Genomic DNA, 15,264 nt, shown 5'->3' with positions numbered 1-15,264 from the left:
TGCAACACCCCACCACCGGGCGATCCGCTCCCGTACGGTTGACGCATGACGAGCATCGGTGGTGCCGAGATGGTCGACTGGAATCTCGCGGTGGCGACCGCGACCCGACTCGTACGGCCGGGGCCCGAGATCAGCCGCGAGGAGGCCCGCGCCGTCGTCGCGGAGCTCCGGCGGCATGCCAGGGCCTCCGAGGAACACGTCCGCCACTTCACCCGGATGATCCCCGAGGGGACCGAACCGGAGGACACCCCCGTCCTCGTCGTCGACCGGGCCGGCTGGATCAAGGCCAATGTCGCGGGCTTCCGGGAGCTGCTGCGCCCCCTGCTCGCCAAGATGGAGAACCGCCGCCCCGGCGGACCGGGCGGCGCCGTCCTCGGCGCGGTCGGCGGCAAGGTGACCGGCGTCGAGCTGGGCATGCTGCTCTCGTTCCTCGCCTCCCGGGTGCTCGGCCAGTACGAGACGTTCGCCCCCGCCACCCGCGACCTCCCCGCCTCCGCGAACGGCGGCGGACGGCTGCTCCTGGTCGCCCCCAACATCGTCCACGTCGAACGCGAGCTGGATGTCGCCCCGCACGACTTCCGGCTCTGGGTCGCCCTCCACGAGGAGACCCACCGCACCCAGTTCACCGGCGTGCCCTGGCTCCGCGACCACCTCCAGGGCGAGATCCAGACGTTTCTGGACGAGACCGACGTCGACCCGATGACCTTCCTGGAACGGCTCCGCGAAGCCGCCCAGTCCCTCTCCGGCGCCGGACGCCCCGAGGGGGAACAGGGCGAGGACGGCGGCCGCAGCCTCGTCGACATCGTCCAGACCCCCGCCCAGCGCGAGGTGCTCGGCCGGCTCACCGCCGTCATGTCCCTCCTGGAAGGACACGCGGACTACGTGATGGACGGCGTGGGCCCCGAGGTCGTCGGCTCCGTCGCCGAGATCCGGGAGAAGTTCCAGCAGCGCCGGGCCCGGGGCGCAGGCCGCCTCGACCAGGCCCTGCGCAAGCTCCTCGGCCTGGACGCCAAGCTCCGGCAGTACAAGGAAGGCGAGAAGTTCGTACGATCGGTCGTCGACGAGGTCGGCATGGACGGCTTCAACCGCGTCTGGACCTCACCCAACACCCTCCCGACCAAGGCCGAGATCGCCAAGCCCGCCGACTGGGTCGCACGGGTGCACCGCAAGGCGGAATCGTGACCCTTTTCCGGCCTGGCACCGGGAAACTGCCCTCCAATCACCCATCCGAGGGACCATAGGGGCATGGGAAGGCGTGCAATGCTCGATGAACAGCTTGCCTCTGTCACCATCGACGCACTCTGAGTGACGGGACTCACGCGTTCCGGCGCTCGACGCTCCTCCCGAAACTCCACGAAGGGCACCGGACATGGGTCCCCATCCTGCGGTCGCGGCGATACGCCTGGCGGTCCGCCGCGTACTCCACGACGTCCTCACCGAATTCCACCGGCACGACGGCCACGGCCGGCCCGCCGAAGCGGCCCGGCGCCCCGCGCACGCCGCCCGCTCCCGTTACGCCGAGGCCGGCGCCGCGGGCAGGCAGGCTCTCCCCGAGCGGCCCGCCCTCCCCGAACGGCCCGACACCCCGCTCGTCCTCGTCGCCTGTTCGGGCGGCGCCGACTCCATGGCGCTCGCCTCCGCCCTCGCGTTCGAGGCCCGCAAGCTCGCCGTCCGGGCCGGTGGCATCACCGTCGACCACAACCTCCAGCCGGGATCCGACCTCCGCGCCGCCGAGGTCGTCGCCCGGCTCACCGCCATGGACCTCGACCCCGTCGAGGCCGTCGCCGTGCACGTCGGGCGCGAGGGCGGCCCCGAAGCCGCGGCCCGTGACGCTCGCTACGCCGCGCTGGACGCCGCCGCCGAGCGCCACGGCGCCGCCGCCGTCCTGCTCGGCCACACCCGCGACGACCAGGCCGAGACCGTCCTCCTCGGCCTCGCCCGCGGCTCCGGCATCCGCTCGCTCTCCGGCATGGCCGCCGCCTCCGGACCGGCGGGCCGCTACCGCCGCCCCTTCCTCCAGCTCGACCGCCAGACCGCCCGCAAGGCCTGCCTCGTCCAGTCGATCCCCGTCTGGGACGACCCGCACAACATCGATCCCGCCTACACCCGCTCCCGGCTCCGCCACGAAGGCCTGCCCGCCCTGGAGAAGGCGCTCGGCAAAGGCGTCGTCGAAGCCCTCGCCCGGACCGCCCAGCTCTCCCGCGACGACGCCGACGCCCTGGACACCTGGGCCGCCGAGGCCGAGCTGTCCGTGCGCGACGAGACCGGCCGCCTGGAGTGCGCCAAGCTCTACGCCCTGCCGCCCGCGGTACGCCGCCGGGTGCTGCGCCGGGCCGTGATCGAGGCCGGGGCGCCCGCCGGTTCCCTCTTCGCCCGCCACCTCGAAGAAGTCGACCGGCTGATCACCGGCTGGCGCGGCCAGCGGGCCATCAACCTGCCCGGCCGCGTCGAGGCCCTGCGGCAGGGTGGCAGACTGGTCATTCGGCAGAGCTGACGCGCAAGCGGCTGAAGTGCAGGCGAACAGCCGGCCCGGTCCGGGGCGCGCCCCGGACCGGCAGGCAGAGAAAGAGACGTGGGTGAACGAGAAGGACATGGGTACCGACCTTCAGTCGGTGCTCCTCACCAAGGAAGAGATCGACGCGAAGCTCGTCGAGCTGGCCGCGAAGATCGACGCGGAGTACGCGGGCAAGGACCTGCTGATCGTCGGCGTGCTCAAGGGCGCGGTGATGGTCATGGCGGACCTGGCGCGCGCGCTGTCCACCCCCGTCACGATGGACTGGATGGCCGTCTCCTCGTACGGCGCGGGCACCCAGTCCTCCGGTGTGGTCCGGATCCTCAAGGACCTGGACACCGACATCAAGGGCAAGCACGTCCTGATCGTCGAGGACATCATCGACTCCGGTCTGACGCTGTCCTGGCTGCTGTCCAACCTGGGCTCCCGGGAACCGGCCTCCCTGGAGGTCTGCACCCTGCTGCGCAAGCCGGACGCCGCGAAGGTCGCGATCGACGTGAAGTGGATCGGCTTCGACATCCCCAACGAGTTCGTCGTCGGCTACGGGCTGGACTACGCGGAGAAGTACCGCAACCTGCCCTTCGTCGGCACGCTCGCCCCGCATGTCTACGGCGGCTGACCCGCGGCAGACCCGCGTCCGGCCCGGCGGGGAACCCTCACCGCCTCCGGACCGTTGAAGCTTCGAAAGCAGGATTCTCCGCCGTACCCGGCAGTCGTCGGTGACGATGCTGGGGTACCGTCCGAAGAACAGTCTTTTCTCACAGCAGCATTTACCTACGGGCAGGAGGGACGGGGCGTCTTCGCTCCGTATGGATGGACGTGAAGCGATACTTCCGTGGGCCGGTCATGTGGATCGTGCTGGCCGTCCTCGCCGTGGTCGTGTTGATGCAGGTCGTCGGCTCGTCGGGCGGCTACAAGACGGTGGACACCGCCAAGGTGATCCAGGCGATCAGCAAGGACCAGGTGGAGCAGGCCAAGCTGACCACCGGTGACGAACAAATCCTCAAGATCGAGCTGAAGGACGGCCAGAAGCTCGAAGGCGAGTCAGGCAGTAAGTTCCAGGCGAGCTACATCGGCAATCAGGGCGTCGCGCTCGCCAACACGCTCCAGGAGAAGTTCGAGAACGGTGACATCGAGAAGGGTTACACCGTCTCGCCGTCGAAGCAGTCCCCGTTCGTCTCGATCCTCCTCTCGCTGCTGCCCTTCGTCCTCATCGTGGTCGTCTTCCTGTTTCTGATGAACCAGATGCAGGGCGGCGGCTCCAAGGTCATGCAGTTCGGCAAGTCCAAGGCCAAACTGATCACCAAGGACACCCCCAAGACGACCTTCGCCGATGTGGCGGGGTCCGACGAGGCGGTCGAAGAGCTCCACGAGATCAAGGAGTTCCTCCAGGAGCCGGCGAAGTTCCAGGCCGTCGGCGCCAAGATTCCCAAGGGCGTCCTGCTCTACGGGCCGCCCGGTACGGGCAAGACACTGCTCGCGCGCGCCGTCGCCGGCGAAGCGGGCGTGCCGTTCTACTCGATCTCCGGTTCCGACTTCGTCGAGATGTTCGTCGGTGTCGGTGCCTCCCGGGTCCGTGACCTCTTCGAGCAGGCCAAGGCGAACGCCCCGGCGATCGTCTTCGTCGACGAGATCGACGCCGTCGGCCGCCACCGCGGCGCAGGCATGGGCGGCGGTCACGACGAGCGCGAGCAGACGCTCAACCAGCTGCTCGTCGAGATGGACGGGTTCGACGTGAAGGGCGGCGTCATCCTGATCGCCGCCACGAACCGCCCGGACATCCTCGACCCGGCGCTGCTGCGCCCGGGACGCTTCGACCGGCAGATCGCGGTCGACCGCCCCGACATGCAGGGCCGCCTGGAGATCCTCAAGGTGCACCAGAAGGGCAAGCCCGTGGCGGAGGGCGTCGACCTCGGCGCCGTCGCCCGCCGCACGCCCGGCTTCACCGGTGCCGACCTGTCGAACGTGCTGAACGAGGCCGCGCTCCTGACGGCGCGCAGCGACAAGAAGCTCATCGACAACGAGAGCCTCGACGAGGCGATCGACCGTGTCGTGGCGGGCCCGCAGAAGCGGACCCGGATCATGTCCGAGAAGGAAAAGAAGATCACCGCGTACCACGAGGGCGGACACGCCCTGGTCGCGGCGGCCTCCCCCCAGTCGGACCCGGTCCACAAGATCACGATCCTCTCCCGCGGCCGTGCCCTCGGTTACACGATGGTGCTCCCGGAGGAGGACAAGTACTCCACGACCCGCAACGAGATGCTCGACCAGCTGGCGTACATGCTGGGCGGGCGTGCGGCCGAGGAGCTGGTCTTCCACGACCCGACCACCGGCGCTGCCAACGACATCGAGAAGGCCACGGCAACGGCCCGCGCGATGGTCACGCAGTACGGCATGACGGAGCGGCTCGGCGCGATCAAGTTCGGCGGCGACAACTCGGAGCCCTTCCTGGGCCGCGAGATGGGCCACCAGCGCGACTACTCCGAAGAGGTCGCGGCACTGGTCGACGAGGAGGTCAAGAAGCTCATCGAGACCGCCCACAACGACGCGTGGGAGATCCTCGTCGAGAACCGCGACATCCTCGACGCCCTCGTGCTCGAACTCCTGGAGAAGGAGACGCTGGGCAAGGACGAGATCGCGGAGATCTTCGCCCCGATCGTGAAGCGTCCCGCCCGCCCGGCCTGGACCGGGTCCGCCCGACGCACCCCGTCGACGCGCCCCCCGGTGCTCTCGCCGAAGGAGCTGGCCCTCACCAACGGCACCGCCAACGGTTCGGCCACCCCGCCGGAGATCGCCCCGACGGACCTGACGAAGGACATCGCCCCGTCCACCGAGGCGATCCCCGAGGAGCGTCCGGACAGCTAGACCGCCACCCCTGGCATCCGGTGAGACCCCTGTCACAGGGGTCTCACCGGGCCCGGAATGGATGCCGCGCCCCCCAGGTTTTAGCCTGTGGGGGCGCGGCTTTTCCGTATGCCTGCGATGTCTGAGCGCGAACCCGCGCACAGGACAGCACAGAGGAACGAGGCACAGATGACCGACCCGGTGACGCTGTACGGCCAGGGTTCGATCGGCGAATTCGACGAGAAGCGGGCCGAGGCGGCCGTACGCGAACTGCTCATCGCCGTCGGGGAGGACCCGGACCGTGAGGGCCTGAGGGAGACACCGGGGCGGGTGGCGCGGGCGTACAAGGAGATCCTTGCGGGCCTGCGCCAGGAGCCGGAGGACGTGCTCACCACGACGTTCGACCTCGGTCACGACGAAATGGTCCTGGTGAAGGACATCGAGATCATGTCCCTGTGCGAACACCACCTCCTGCCCTTCCACGGTGTCGCGCACGTCGGCTACATCCCGGCCGACACGGGCAAGATCACCGGCCTGTCGAAGCTGGCCCGGCTGGTTGACGTCTTCGCCCGCAGGCCACAGGTGCAGGAACGCCTCACCACGCAGGTGGCGGACTCCCTGATGCGCATCCTGGAAGCGCGGGGCGCGATCGTGGTGATCGAGGCCGAGCACATGTGCATGTCGGTCCGGGGCATCCGCAAGCCCGGCGCGAAGACCACGACGTCGGCTGTACGCGGGCAGCTGCGTGACGCCTCCACCCGTGCCGAGGCCATGAGCCTGATACTGGCGCGCTGAGGGACCGCCGGACAGCCCTTGGCCAGCTTGGGAGGGCGCCGCCAGGCCCGGGCGGCATCCGTCGGCGCCCGGGCCCCTTCCGCCAGGAAGGGGCCCGGCGTCGCATCCGACCGTGGTTGACCGTTGCCCGGCCCGCCCTGCTACGCCGCCGCAGCGCCCGTGCCGTCGTGGTCGTCGTCGCTGTCCTCCGGGAGACGGCAGACGCGTTCCAGGAAGAGGGCGGCTGCGATGACCGCGATGCCTGCCACCACGGCGGCGGCCGCGTAGATCGCCTGGTCGCGGCGGGGCGGGATGTCGAGGTAGCCCAGGAGGAAGACGCCGACGCCGCCGTACATCCCGGCCACCAGGGCGGTGACCAGGGCGCTCGCCTGGCCGAAGACGACCGCGCGGGCCGCGAACAGGGGGTCGACGCCCTTGGCGCCGGGGCGGCGTTCGCGTTGGGCGCGGGTGGAGAGGGCGGTCGCCAGGAGGATCGCCGCGATCGCGGCGAGCACGATCGACGCGGCCAGCGGGACGCTCGGCAGGGTGCCGAGGGAGTCCCAGAGGCGGGCCCCGCCCCAGGAGAGGACACCGGCGGCGGCGAAGAGGCCCGCCAGTACCCCGAGCCGTAGTTGCTTCACCGAGTGAGCCGCCCTTCGCGCCGCCTGTGCCCGGCCCGGCCGTGCGCCGGACCGCCGTCCGTCGAGCCTAACGATTACTCCGGCAGGCGCAGTTCCAGGTCGGCGCGGGGCAGGACGCTGTCGCGGCCGACGTCGGCGAGCAGCTCGGCGACCGGGCCCGCGCCGGGCAGCTGGGCCTCGGGGTCCACGTCGTGCCAGGGGGCGAGGACGAAGGCCCGCTCGTGCGCGCGCGGGTGGGGGAGCGTGAGCACCGGGTCGTCGGAGAGGACGTCCGCGTACGACACGATGTCGACGTCGATGGTGCGCGGGCCCCAGCGCTCCTCGCGGACCCGGTCGAAGGCCTCCTCGATGGCCTGGCCGCGCTCCAGCAGGGAGGCCGGGGGCAGCGTCGTCTTCACGACGATCACCGCGTTGAAGTAGGCGGGCTGGGAGCCCGCCTCGACGCCCCAGGGCTCCGTCTCGTACACCGGGGACACGGCCTTGACCCGCAGACCGGGGGTGTCCTCCAGGGCGTCGATGGCCCCCTGGAGGGTCTCCAGCCGGTTGCCCAGGTTCGAGCCGAGGGAGATCACGGCCATCTTGGGGTTGGAGAGCGTGACGTCCGCGGCGTCCACCTGCCGGACGACGGCGGTCGGGACCGGCTGTACGGTCGGGTCGCTCTGCCCTTCGGTGGAAAATGCAGTCATGCTCGGCTCCGGGTGATGGTGATGGTCACGTCGTCGAAGGGGACGGTGATCGGCGCATCCGGCTTGTGCACGACGACCTCTACCTCTTGGACGCCCTGGTGCTTCAGGCACTGCTGGGCGATGCGCTCGGCGAGCGTCTCGATCAGATCGACCGGTTCGCCGGTGACCACGTCGACGACCTCCTCGGCGACCACGCCGTAGTGCACGGTGCGGGCCAGGTCGTCGGCGGCGGCCGCGGGGCGGGTGTCGAGGCCGAGCACCAGGTCGACGATGAAGGTCTGGCCCTCTTCCCGTTCCCGGGGGAAGACGCCGTGGTGCCCACGGGCCTTGAGGCCGCGCAGCGCGACACGATCCACGCGAATCACTCCTGCTGTCGTTGGTCGAGGGGCACCCGGCCGCGTGCGGGCGGCGAGGTGCCGTCCTGTGAATCTACCTGCGGGCACCGACAGTGCTCGCCCGTGGGGCCCAGGCAGCGCACACGGGGCTGGTAGCCGCCCTACCCGGGGTTCCGGATGCCAACCCCTATCCGTCCCGTACCCACTCAGGAGGGTGTTTCCCCGTCGTCGTCCTCGTCGGTTTCCGTCAGTACGGGTGAACCGTGGTGGGACCAGAGTTTCCAGCCGTCCGGGGTGCGCCGGAACACGTTCGTGGCGACGACCAGCTGGCCGACGAGGGGGCCCAGCGCGTTGCCGTCCTCGGCGGGCCCGCCGCTGAGGATGTTCTCGGTGCAGGTGACCAGGGCGGTGTCCCCGGTCATCGCGATGTTGACGTCGGTGAGGAAGAACTGGATGTACTCGGTGTTCGCCATGATCAGGGCGTAGCTCCGCAGTACCTCGCCCCGCCCCGAGAGCACCGGCCAGCCCGGGTGGACGCAGGAGACGGTGAGGTCCTCACCCGGCAGCCAGAGTCCGGACAGCTCCTCGTAGTCGCCGCGTTCCAGTGCCTCGTAGAAGGCGGTGTTGGCCGCCTCGACCTCCGCGATGTCGGCGGCGGCCCGTGCGTGCTCCTCGTTCACGCGGCTCCCTCGACCGCGCGGGCGACCCGGACCGCGTCGGCGGTGGCCCGTACCTCGTGGACCCGGACCGCCCAGGCGCCGGCCTGCGCGGCGAGGGCGGAGACGGCCGCGGTGGCCGCGTCCCGTTCGCGGGCGGGAGGCGGTGAGGCGTCCGGGGCGGCCAGGACGTGCCCGAGGAAGCGTTTGCGGGAGGCGGCCACCAGCAGCGGGCGGCCCAGGCCGTGCAGCTCGGCCAGGTGCGCGACGAGAGCCAGGTCGTGAGGGGCGTCCTTGGCGAAGCCGAGGCCCGGGTCGATCACGACGCGGTCCGGGGCGACACCGCCCGCGATCACCGCGTCCATCCGCTGCCGCAGCTCGTCGAGGACCTCGGCGACGACGTCCCCGTACACCGCACGGCTGTTCATCGACTCGCTGAAGCCGCGCCAGTGCATCACCACGAACGGGACCTCGGCGGCGGCGACCGCCGGGATCATGCCCGGGTCGGCCAGCCCGCCGCTGACGTCGTTGACCAGGGCGGCCCCGGCGGCGACGGCCTGCTCGGCGACGCGGGCGCGCATGGTGTCCACGGAGACGGTGACGCCCTCGGAGGCCAGCCCCCGCACGACCGGGACCACCCGGCGCAGCTCCTCGGCCTCGTCCACCCGGCTGGCGCCCGGGCGGGTCGACTCGCCGCCCACGTCGACCAGGTCCGCACCCTCGGAGACCAGGTGCAGTCCGTGCTTGACGGCGGCCGTGGTGTCGAACCAGCGGCCACCGTCGGAGAAGGAGTCGGGCGTCACGTTGACGACACCCATGACCGCACAGCGGTCCCACTCCGGCAGCCCTCCGACCGTGCCCCGTGTGCGTGACGTACTCATGCCACCAGCCTAGGCCCCGTACGGCACCCCTACGCCGCGCTCACCTCGTGCTGCTCCGGTGCGGTGCGCCGGACGTGGCCGCACGGGCGCGCGCCCCGGGAGCGGAACGGGCGGGGCAGCGAGAGGTTCACGAAGCCCTCCGCCTGCATCGCCGCGATCCCTATGCGGGGCAGGTCGCGGCTGGTGCGGAAGACCACGAAGCGGGGCTCCCAGCGCGGGCGGAACTTCGCGTTGAACTTGTACAGCGATTCGATCTGGAACCAGCGCGACAGGAAGATCAGCAGCCCGCGCCAGCAGCGCAGTACCGGTCCCGCGCCGAGCCGCTCGCCGCGGGCCAGCGCGGAGCGGAACATCGCGAAGTTCAGCGAGACCCGCTCGACGCCGAGCTTCCCGGCGGCCTGGAGGGCGGCGACGATCAGGAGCTCGTTCATGCCGGGGTCGGCGGCACGGTCGCGGCGCATCAGCTCCAGGGACATCCCGTCGCGCCCCCAGGGGACGAAGTGGAGGACGGCCTTCAGGTCGCCGTGCGGGGAGTCCTCCGTGCCGGAGCCGGGGAGGTGGGCGGTGGCGATGACGCAGTCGCCGTCGGCCGGGTCGCCGATGCGGCCGAGCGCCATGGAGAAGCCGCGCTCGGTGTCGGTGCCGCGCCAGTCGGCGGCGGCGCGGCGGATGCGGTCCAGCTCGGTGTCGCCGATGTCACGTGCCCGCCGGACCCGGGTCTCGTAGCCGTTGCGTTCGATGCGCTTGACCATTTGGCGCACGTTTCGCATGGCCCGTCCGGCGAGGGAGAAATCCGCGACGTCCACCACCGCCTCGTCGCCCAGCTCCAGCGCGGTGAGGCCGGTCTCGCGGGTCCAGACCTGGCCGCCGGTCTCGCTGCACCCCATCACGGCGGGGGTCCAGGAGTGCGCCTTCGCCTCGTCCATGAACCGCTCGATCGCGCCCGGCCACGCCTCGACGTCACCGATGGGGTCGCCGCTGGCCAGCATCACCCCGGAGACGACCCGGTAGCAGACGGCGGCCTTGCCGCTCGGGGAGAAGACGACGCCCTTGTCGCGGCGGAGTGCGAAGTGGCCGAGGGAGTCGCGGCCGCCGTGCGTCTCCAGCAGCGCCCGCAGCCTGCTCTCGTCGTCCTCGGTGAGGCGGGCGGCCGGGTGCTCGGGGCGGAAGGCGAGGTAGATGGTGGTGACGGCGGTCAGCAGGCCGAGCGCGCCCAGCGAGTACGCCACGGTCCAGCTGGTCCGGCCCGCGTAGTCGACGGGGCCCTCGACGCCGAACAGGCCGTACAGCACGTGCTGGAGCCGGTCCGCGATGGACGGGGCCCCGACGACCCGGCCCGGGTGGACGCTGACGATGATCAGCCCGAGCATCAGCGAACCGGCCCCGAGCAGCACGAAGTTGGCCAGAGCCCGCCAGCGGCTGCGCGGGTCGGGCAGCGCCCGGAACTGGTCCCGGTGGCGGACCAGGAGAGCGCAGAGCGTCAGCGAGACCAGCACCCCGACGATCGAGTGCCGGTACGCGAACTGCGCCACGGCCCCCGCCGGCAGCAGGATGACCGCCGCCCGCCAGGCCCGCCGCTTGTGCCGCTTCAGCCCGTGCGCGAGCAGCAGCAGGAGCATGCCCGCGCTCAGCGAGAGCGCGGCGGCGAACGGGCCGAGCGCTCCGGGGAGCACTTCGGCGACGGTGTGCATCCGGCTGTGCCGGAAGCGGGGGAAGACCCCCGCCGCGACGTCGATCAGCCCGACGACGGTGCAGGCGGTGCCGACGACGGCCGGCACGGATTCGGGGCGCGGCCCGCGCAGCAACCGGCGGACCCGCTGCGGAACCGGTACCGATTTATCCCCATCTAGCGTGACAGACATCGCTTCCCGTGGCTTCGCGAGAGATTCCTTGAGTCCGCCGGCCGGAGCCTCTGCGGACGATGTGCGCCCTCTAGGACGGGGGTTGTGGAGCGCGGGTTCCTCCACATTCCGGAAATTTCCCGCACGGAATCAGCGAGAAGAAAGCTCACTCATGGGTCTCACCAGCAAAGCAGTTCTGGCGGTCGTGGCGGCACTGGCCGTCGTGCTGTTCACCGCCACCGTCTGGCTCTGGCCGCGCCTGGCCCGGCGCGGCGCGGCCTCGGTCACGGGCCGGGTGGGGCTGTTGCTGGCGACCCAGCTGATGCTGTTCGCCGCGGTGGGCCTCGCGGCCAACAACGCCTTCCTCTTCTACGGTTCCTGGGCCGACCTCTTCGGCCGGAAGCAGGACGTCGGCGTGGTCACCGACCACGCGGACGGCGGGCCGGGCTCGCGGCACATGGCACGGATCGGCACCCAGCACCCGGACGTGCCGGGCGGACGGGTCCCGGCGGTCGGCGGGCGGATCGACAAGGTGGTCGTCTCGGGGCGCACGTCGGGCATCGAGTCCCCGGCGTACGTCTATCTGCCGCCGGAGTACTTCCAGAGCGCGTACGCCGGGCGGAAGTTCCCGGCGGTCGTGGTCCTCACCGGCTACCCGGGGACGGCGGAGAACCTGCTGAAGGGGCTGCGCTATCCGCAGACGGCGCACGAGCGGGTGAAGGCGGGCAAGGCGCAGCCGATGATCCTGGTGATGCTGCGGCCCACGGTCGCGCCGCCCAGGGACACCGAGTGCGTGGACATCCCTAAGGGCCCGCAGACCGAGACGTTCTTCGCGAAGGACCTCCCCGAGGCGGTCTCGGGCTCCTACCGGGTCGGGGACAAGGCCCGTAACTGGGGCATCATCGGCAACTCGACCGGCGGCTACTGCGCGCTGAAGATCGGCCTGCACCACCCGGACCGGTACGCGGCGAGCGCCGGGCTCTCCGCGTACTACAAGGCCGCCGAGGACCCGACGACCGGGGACCTGTTCCACGGCGACCAGGCACTGCGCGACCGGGCCGACCTGATGTGGACCCTGGAGAACCGGCCGCCGTCCGGCGGGTCCTTCCTGGTGACGACGTCCCGGGAGGGCGAGGGCAACCTGAGGAGCACGATGAAGTTCATCGAGAAGGTGAAGGCCCCGGCGAAGGTGTCGTCCATCGTGCTCGACAGCGGCGGGCACAACTTCACGACCTGGCGGCGGGAGATTCCGCCGGCCCTGGAGTGGCTGAGCGCCCGGCTCAGTGAGAACTGACCGCCCGGCGCCGGCTACGCGGTGGCGATCGTCGCCACCGTCTCCACCGCGACCTCCGCACGCGGTACGTCCTGGGCGTCGGCGTCGATCGAGCGGCGCAGGGCCTCGTGCAGCCGGGCGGGGGTCAGTACGCCGAGGAAGCGGCCCTCGCTCTCCTTGTCGATCACCGCGATCCAGCCCGCGTCGTGCTGGAGCATGGTGGCGAACGCCTGCTTGAGGGGTGCACCGAGCGGAAGCCAGGCCTCCATGCGGCGGGCGTACTCGCGGACGGTGTCCTTGGCGGTGGCGTCGGCGGCCGTCGCGTCGGCGGGTATCCAGCCGTGCAGGTTGTCGCGGCCGTCCAGGACGACCGCCCAGCGCGCGCCCTCGGACCTGAGCCGCTCGGTGGCCGCGGTCAGCGGGTCGTCGAGGTGGACGACGGGCGGCTGGTCGAGGTCGCTCTCCTCGATGGGTGTCACCGAGAGGCGCTTGAGCCCCCGGTCGGCGCCGACGAAGTCGGCCACGTAGGGGGTCGCGGGGGCCCCGAGCACGGTGGCGGGGGAGTCGAACTGCTCGATGCGGCCCTGGCCGTAGACGGCGATCCGGTCGCCGAGGCGGACGGCCTCCTCGATGTCGTGGGTGACGAACAGCACGGTTTTACGGACCTGGGCCTGGAGTTTCAGGAATTCGTTCTGGAGGCGCTCGCGGACGACCGGGTCGACCGCCCCGAAAGGCTCGTCCATCAGCAGAACGGGCGGGTCGGCGGCCAATGCCCGTGCCACGCCCACCCGTTGGCGCTGGCCGCCGGAAAGCTGTTCCGGATAGCGGTCACCGTAAACGGACGGGTCGAGTCCGACGAGGTCGAGGAGTTCGGCGGCGCGTTCGCGTCCCTTTCCGCGCTTCCAGCCCAGCAGATGGGGAACGGTCGCGGTGTTCTCCAGGACGGTCTTGTGCGGGAAGAGTCCCACCTGCTGGATCACATAGCCGATACGGCGGCGCAGTTGGACGGGGTCGATGGTGGATATGTCGTCCCCGCCGAGGAATATCCCGCCCTCGGTCGGTTCGATCAGCCGGTTCACCATCTTCATGGTGGTCGTCTTGCCGCAGCCGGAAGGTCCGACGAGCGTGACCAGTTCACCCTCGGCGACCTCGAAGGAAAGGTCGTCGACGGCGGTGGTGCCGTCGGCGTACCGCTTGGTGACGTGCTCGAAACGGATCATGGTTCCCCATTGTGGAGGGCGTTCCGCGAAGGGCATGTTGCCGGAATGCGACAGCCTCCGCGATTGTCAGTGGTCGAGGATAGGGTCGTCAGTCGTCAGTTCGATCCGAATGCGACGAGACAAACCGGACGGCACGAAACGGGAGGTGGGGGGCGGGATGGCCGAGCAGAGCTGCCTGGTGACGAACGACTGGATCTGCGGGGAGTATCTCCGCTCCCGCAGCCAGGAGTTGGCCGATGCGACCGTCCAGCACGCCGGGATCACGGTGGTCTCGGTGCTGATCGGGCTCGCGGTGGCCTTTCCGCTGGCGCTGCTCGCGCGCCGGGGCCGGCGCTTCGCCGCGCCGGTCCTCGGGCTGACGACCGTGCTCTACACCGTGCCCTCGCTGGCGATGTTCTCGCTGCTGCTGCCCCTGTTCGGGCTGTCCGCCGCGCTGGTCGTCACGGGCCTGGTGCTCTATTCGCTCACCATCCTCGTACGCAACATCCTGGCCGGGCTCGAAGCCGTGCCGCAGGAGGCCAAAGAAGCCGCCCGGGGCATGGGATACGGGCCGGCGCGGCTGCTGTGGGAGGTGGAGCTGCCGCTCGCGCTGCCCGCGCTGATGGCGGGGCTGCGGATAGCCACCGTGTCGACGGTCGCGCTCACCACGGTCGGCTCGCTCGTCGGCAAGGGCGGCCTCGGCAATCTCATCGAGGACGCGCTGCCGAGCTTCTTCAAGGCCCAGGTGCTCACCGCCTCGGTGCTGTGCGTGCTGCTCGCGGTCACGGCCGACCTGCTGCTGCTCGGCCTCCAGCGGCTGCTGACACCCTGGACCCGCATATCCACGGCGGCCCTGCCCGCCCCGGCGAAGGCGGAGGCGGGCTGACCCGTGGGAGTCATCGGCGACGCCTGGACCTGGCTGACCACCGGGTCCAACTGGTCGGGGGACGGCGGGGCCGCGCACCGGCTCGGCGAGCATCTGTACGTGAGCGGGGTCTCCCTCGCGGTGGCCTGCGCGATCGCCCTGCCGATCGCCCTGTATCTGGGGCACATCGGCAAGGGCGGCGCGCTCGCGGTCAACGTCTCCAACGTGGGGCGGGCCGTGCCGGTCTTCGCGGTGCTGGCCCTGTTCATGGTCACGCCCCTGCGCAACTCGGGGTACTGGCCCACGATCATCGCGCTGGTGCTGTTCGCGGTGCCGCCGCTGCTGACCAACGCCTACGTCGGGATGCGCGAGGTGGACCGGTCCGTGGTGGAGGCCGCGCGCGGCATGGGGATGTCGGGCGGCCAGCTCTTCTTCCGGGTCGAGCTGCCCCTCGCCTACCCGATGATCATGACCGGGCTGCGGTCCGCCGCCGTCCAGGTCGTGGCCACCGCGTCGATCGCGGCCATGGTCGGGCTCGGCGGCCTCGGCCGGATCATCACCGCCGGATTCAACACCTACGACACCGCGCAGGTCTTCGCGGGCGCGGTGCTGGTCGCCGCGCTCGCCCTGCTGGTGGAAGGCGCACTGGTGGTGCTGGACCGGGTGCTGTCCCCGCTCCGCCGCCGCAGGCCCGCCTGAGCGCACATCTTTCTTCTGTTCACTTTTCTTGCCTCTTCTGTTCGGACGGAGAACAACA

15 protein-coding genes are annotated in these 15,264 nt (G+C 70.9%); 8 read left to right on the top strand and 7 right to left on the bottom strand.

Annotation, left to right across the window (positions count from 1 at the left end):
* Positions 1-45 precede the first annotated feature (45 nt).
* From RI138_RS13470 to folE, 5 genes are all read left to right on the top strand, one after another.
* On the top strand, positions 46-1,182 hold the full coding sequence (locus RI138_RS13470; protein WP_096631274.1) for a zinc-dependent metalloprotease: 1,137 nt from the start codon (positions 46-48) through the stop codon (positions 1,180-1,182).
* 187 nt (positions 1,183-1,369) lie between these two features.
* Complete coding sequence (gene tilS, locus RI138_RS13465) at positions 1,370-2,494, top strand: tRNA lysidine(34) synthetase TilS (protein ID WP_311120092.1); 1,125 nt, start codon at positions 1,370-1,372, stop codon at positions 2,492-2,494.
* 97 nt (positions 2,495-2,591) lie between these two features.
* Complete coding sequence (gene hpt / locus RI138_RS13460) at positions 2,592-3,131, top strand: hypoxanthine phosphoribosyltransferase (protein ID WP_003968263.1); 540 nt, start codon at positions 2,592-2,594, stop codon at positions 3,129-3,131.
* A 194-nt stretch (positions 3,132-3,325) separates the two neighbouring features.
* The gene (gene ftsH / locus RI138_RS13455; RefSeq protein WP_096631271.1) at positions 3,326-5,377 is read left to right on the top strand and encodes an ATP-dependent zinc metalloprotease FtsH; all 2,052 of its coding nucleotides are present in this window, start codon (positions 3,326-3,328) and stop codon (positions 5,375-5,377) included.
* A gap of 168 nt (positions 5,378-5,545) precedes the next feature.
* Positions 5,546-6,151, top strand: a complete 606-nt coding sequence (gene folE, locus RI138_RS13450; protein ID WP_096631269.1) for a GTP cyclohydrolase I FolE — start codon at positions 5,546-5,548, stop codon at positions 6,149-6,151.
* A gap of 140 nt (positions 6,152-6,291) precedes the next feature.
* Here the strand turns inward: folE and RI138_RS13445 are convergent, their stop codons facing one another.
* From RI138_RS13445 to RI138_RS13420, 6 genes are all read right to left on the bottom strand, one after another.
* Entirely contained in the window at positions 6,292-6,771 is a 480-nt protein-coding gene (locus tag RI138_RS13445) for a DUF3180 domain-containing protein (protein WP_311120091.1), read from the bottom strand.
* A gap of 74 nt (positions 6,772-6,845) precedes the next feature.
* Positions 6,846-7,457 (bottom strand): 2-amino-4-hydroxy-6-hydroxymethyldihydropteridine diphosphokinase, encoded by a 612-nt coding sequence (gene folK / locus RI138_RS13440; protein ID WP_096631266.1) that lies wholly within the window; start codon positions 7,455-7,457, stop codon positions 6,846-6,848.
* The gene (folB, locus tag RI138_RS13435) at positions 7,454-7,813 is read right to left on the bottom strand and encodes a dihydroneopterin aldolase (RefSeq protein ID WP_311120090.1); all 360 of its coding nucleotides are present in this window, start codon (positions 7,811-7,813) and stop codon (positions 7,454-7,456) included. The genes folK and folB overlap by 4 nt, the downstream gene beginning before the upstream one ends.
* A 185-nt stretch (positions 7,814-7,998) precedes the next feature.
* Positions 7,999-8,472 (bottom strand): nuclear transport factor 2 family protein, encoded by a 474-nt coding sequence (locus RI138_RS13430; protein ID WP_096631264.1) that lies wholly within the window; start codon positions 8,470-8,472, stop codon positions 7,999-8,001.
* Entirely contained in the window at positions 8,469-9,329 is an 861-nt protein-coding gene (gene folP, locus RI138_RS13425) for a dihydropteroate synthase (RefSeq protein WP_449343296.1), read from the bottom strand. The genes RI138_RS13430 and folP overlap by 4 nt, the downstream gene beginning before the upstream one ends.
* A gap of 29 nt (positions 9,330-9,358) precedes the next feature.
* A complete protein-coding gene (locus RI138_RS13420) occupies positions 9,359-11,191 on the bottom strand; it encodes a phosphatidylglycerol lysyltransferase domain-containing protein (RefSeq protein WP_311120089.1) in 1,833 nt (610 codons plus the stop codon).
* A 151-nt stretch (positions 11,192-11,342) separates the two neighbouring features.
* Here RI138_RS13420 and RI138_RS13415 point away from each other — a divergent pair, with 151 nt between their 5' ends.
* A complete protein-coding gene (locus RI138_RS13415; RefSeq protein WP_311120088.1) occupies positions 11,343-12,464 on the top strand; it encodes an alpha/beta hydrolase in 1,122 nt (373 codons plus the stop codon).
* Between the two features lie 14 nt (positions 12,465-12,478).
* Here RI138_RS13415 and RI138_RS13410 read toward each other — a convergent pair whose 3' ends face one another.
* Entirely contained in the window at positions 12,479-13,663 is a 1,185-nt protein-coding gene (locus tag RI138_RS13410) for an ABC transporter ATP-binding protein (RefSeq protein WP_311120087.1), read from the bottom strand.
* 157 nt (positions 13,664-13,820) lie between these two features.
* Here RI138_RS13410 and RI138_RS13405 point away from each other — a divergent pair, with 157 nt between their 5' ends.
* Complete coding sequence (locus tag RI138_RS13405) at positions 13,821-14,528, top strand: ABC transporter permease (protein WP_311120086.1); 708 nt, start codon at positions 13,821-13,823, stop codon at positions 14,526-14,528.
* Between the two features lie 3 nt (positions 14,529-14,531).
* The gene (locus tag RI138_RS13400; protein ID WP_311120085.1) at positions 14,532-15,206 is read left to right on the top strand and encodes an ABC transporter permease; all 675 of its coding nucleotides are present in this window, start codon (positions 14,532-14,534) and stop codon (positions 15,204-15,206) included.
* Positions 15,207-15,264 lie beyond the last annotated feature (58 nt).

It is taken from the genome of Streptomyces durocortorensis, from assembly GCF_031760065.1.
Lineage (GTDB): Bacteria > Actinomycetota > Actinomycetes > Streptomycetales > Streptomycetaceae > Streptomyces.
This window is presented reverse-complemented; position numbering and strand designations above follow the sequence as displayed.

Coding starts and splice junctions, on each gene's coding strand:
- RI138_RS13470 (WP_096631274.1), top strand. CDS start 46: ATGACGAGCATCGGTGGTGCCGAGATGGTCGACTGGAATCTCGCGGTG.
- tilS (WP_311120092.1), top strand. CDS start 1,370: ATGGGTCCCCATCCTGCGGTCGCGGCGATACGCCTGGCGGTCCGCCGC.
- hpt (WP_003968263.1), top strand. CDS start 2,592: ATGGGTACCGACCTTCAGTCGGTGCTCCTCACCAAGGAAGAGATCGAC.
- ftsH (WP_096631271.1), top strand. CDS start 3,326: ATGGACGTGAAGCGATACTTCCGTGGGCCGGTCATGTGGATCGTGCTG.
- folE (WP_096631269.1), top strand. CDS start 5,546: ATGACCGACCCGGTGACGCTGTACGGCCAGGGTTCGATCGGCGAATTC.
- folK (WP_096631266.1), bottom strand. CDS start 7,457: ATGACTGCATTTTCCACCGAAGGGCAGAGCGACCCGACCGTACAGCCG.
- folP (WP_449343296.1), bottom strand. CDS start 9,329: ATGAGTACGTCACGCACACGGGGCACGGTCGGAGGGCTGCCGGAGTGG.
- RI138_RS13420 (WP_311120089.1), bottom strand. CDS start 11,191: ATGTCTGTCACGCTAGATGGGGATAAATCGGTACCGGTTCCGCAGCGG.
- RI138_RS13415 (WP_311120088.1), top strand. CDS start 11,343: ATGGGTCTCACCAGCAAAGCAGTTCTGGCGGTCGTGGCGGCACTGGCC.
- RI138_RS13410 (WP_311120087.1), bottom strand. CDS start 13,663: ATGATCCGTTTCGAGCACGTCACCAAGCGGTACGCCGACGGCACCACC.
- RI138_RS13405 (WP_311120086.1), top strand. CDS start 13,821: ATGGCCGAGCAGAGCTGCCTGGTGACGAACGACTGGATCTGCGGGGAG.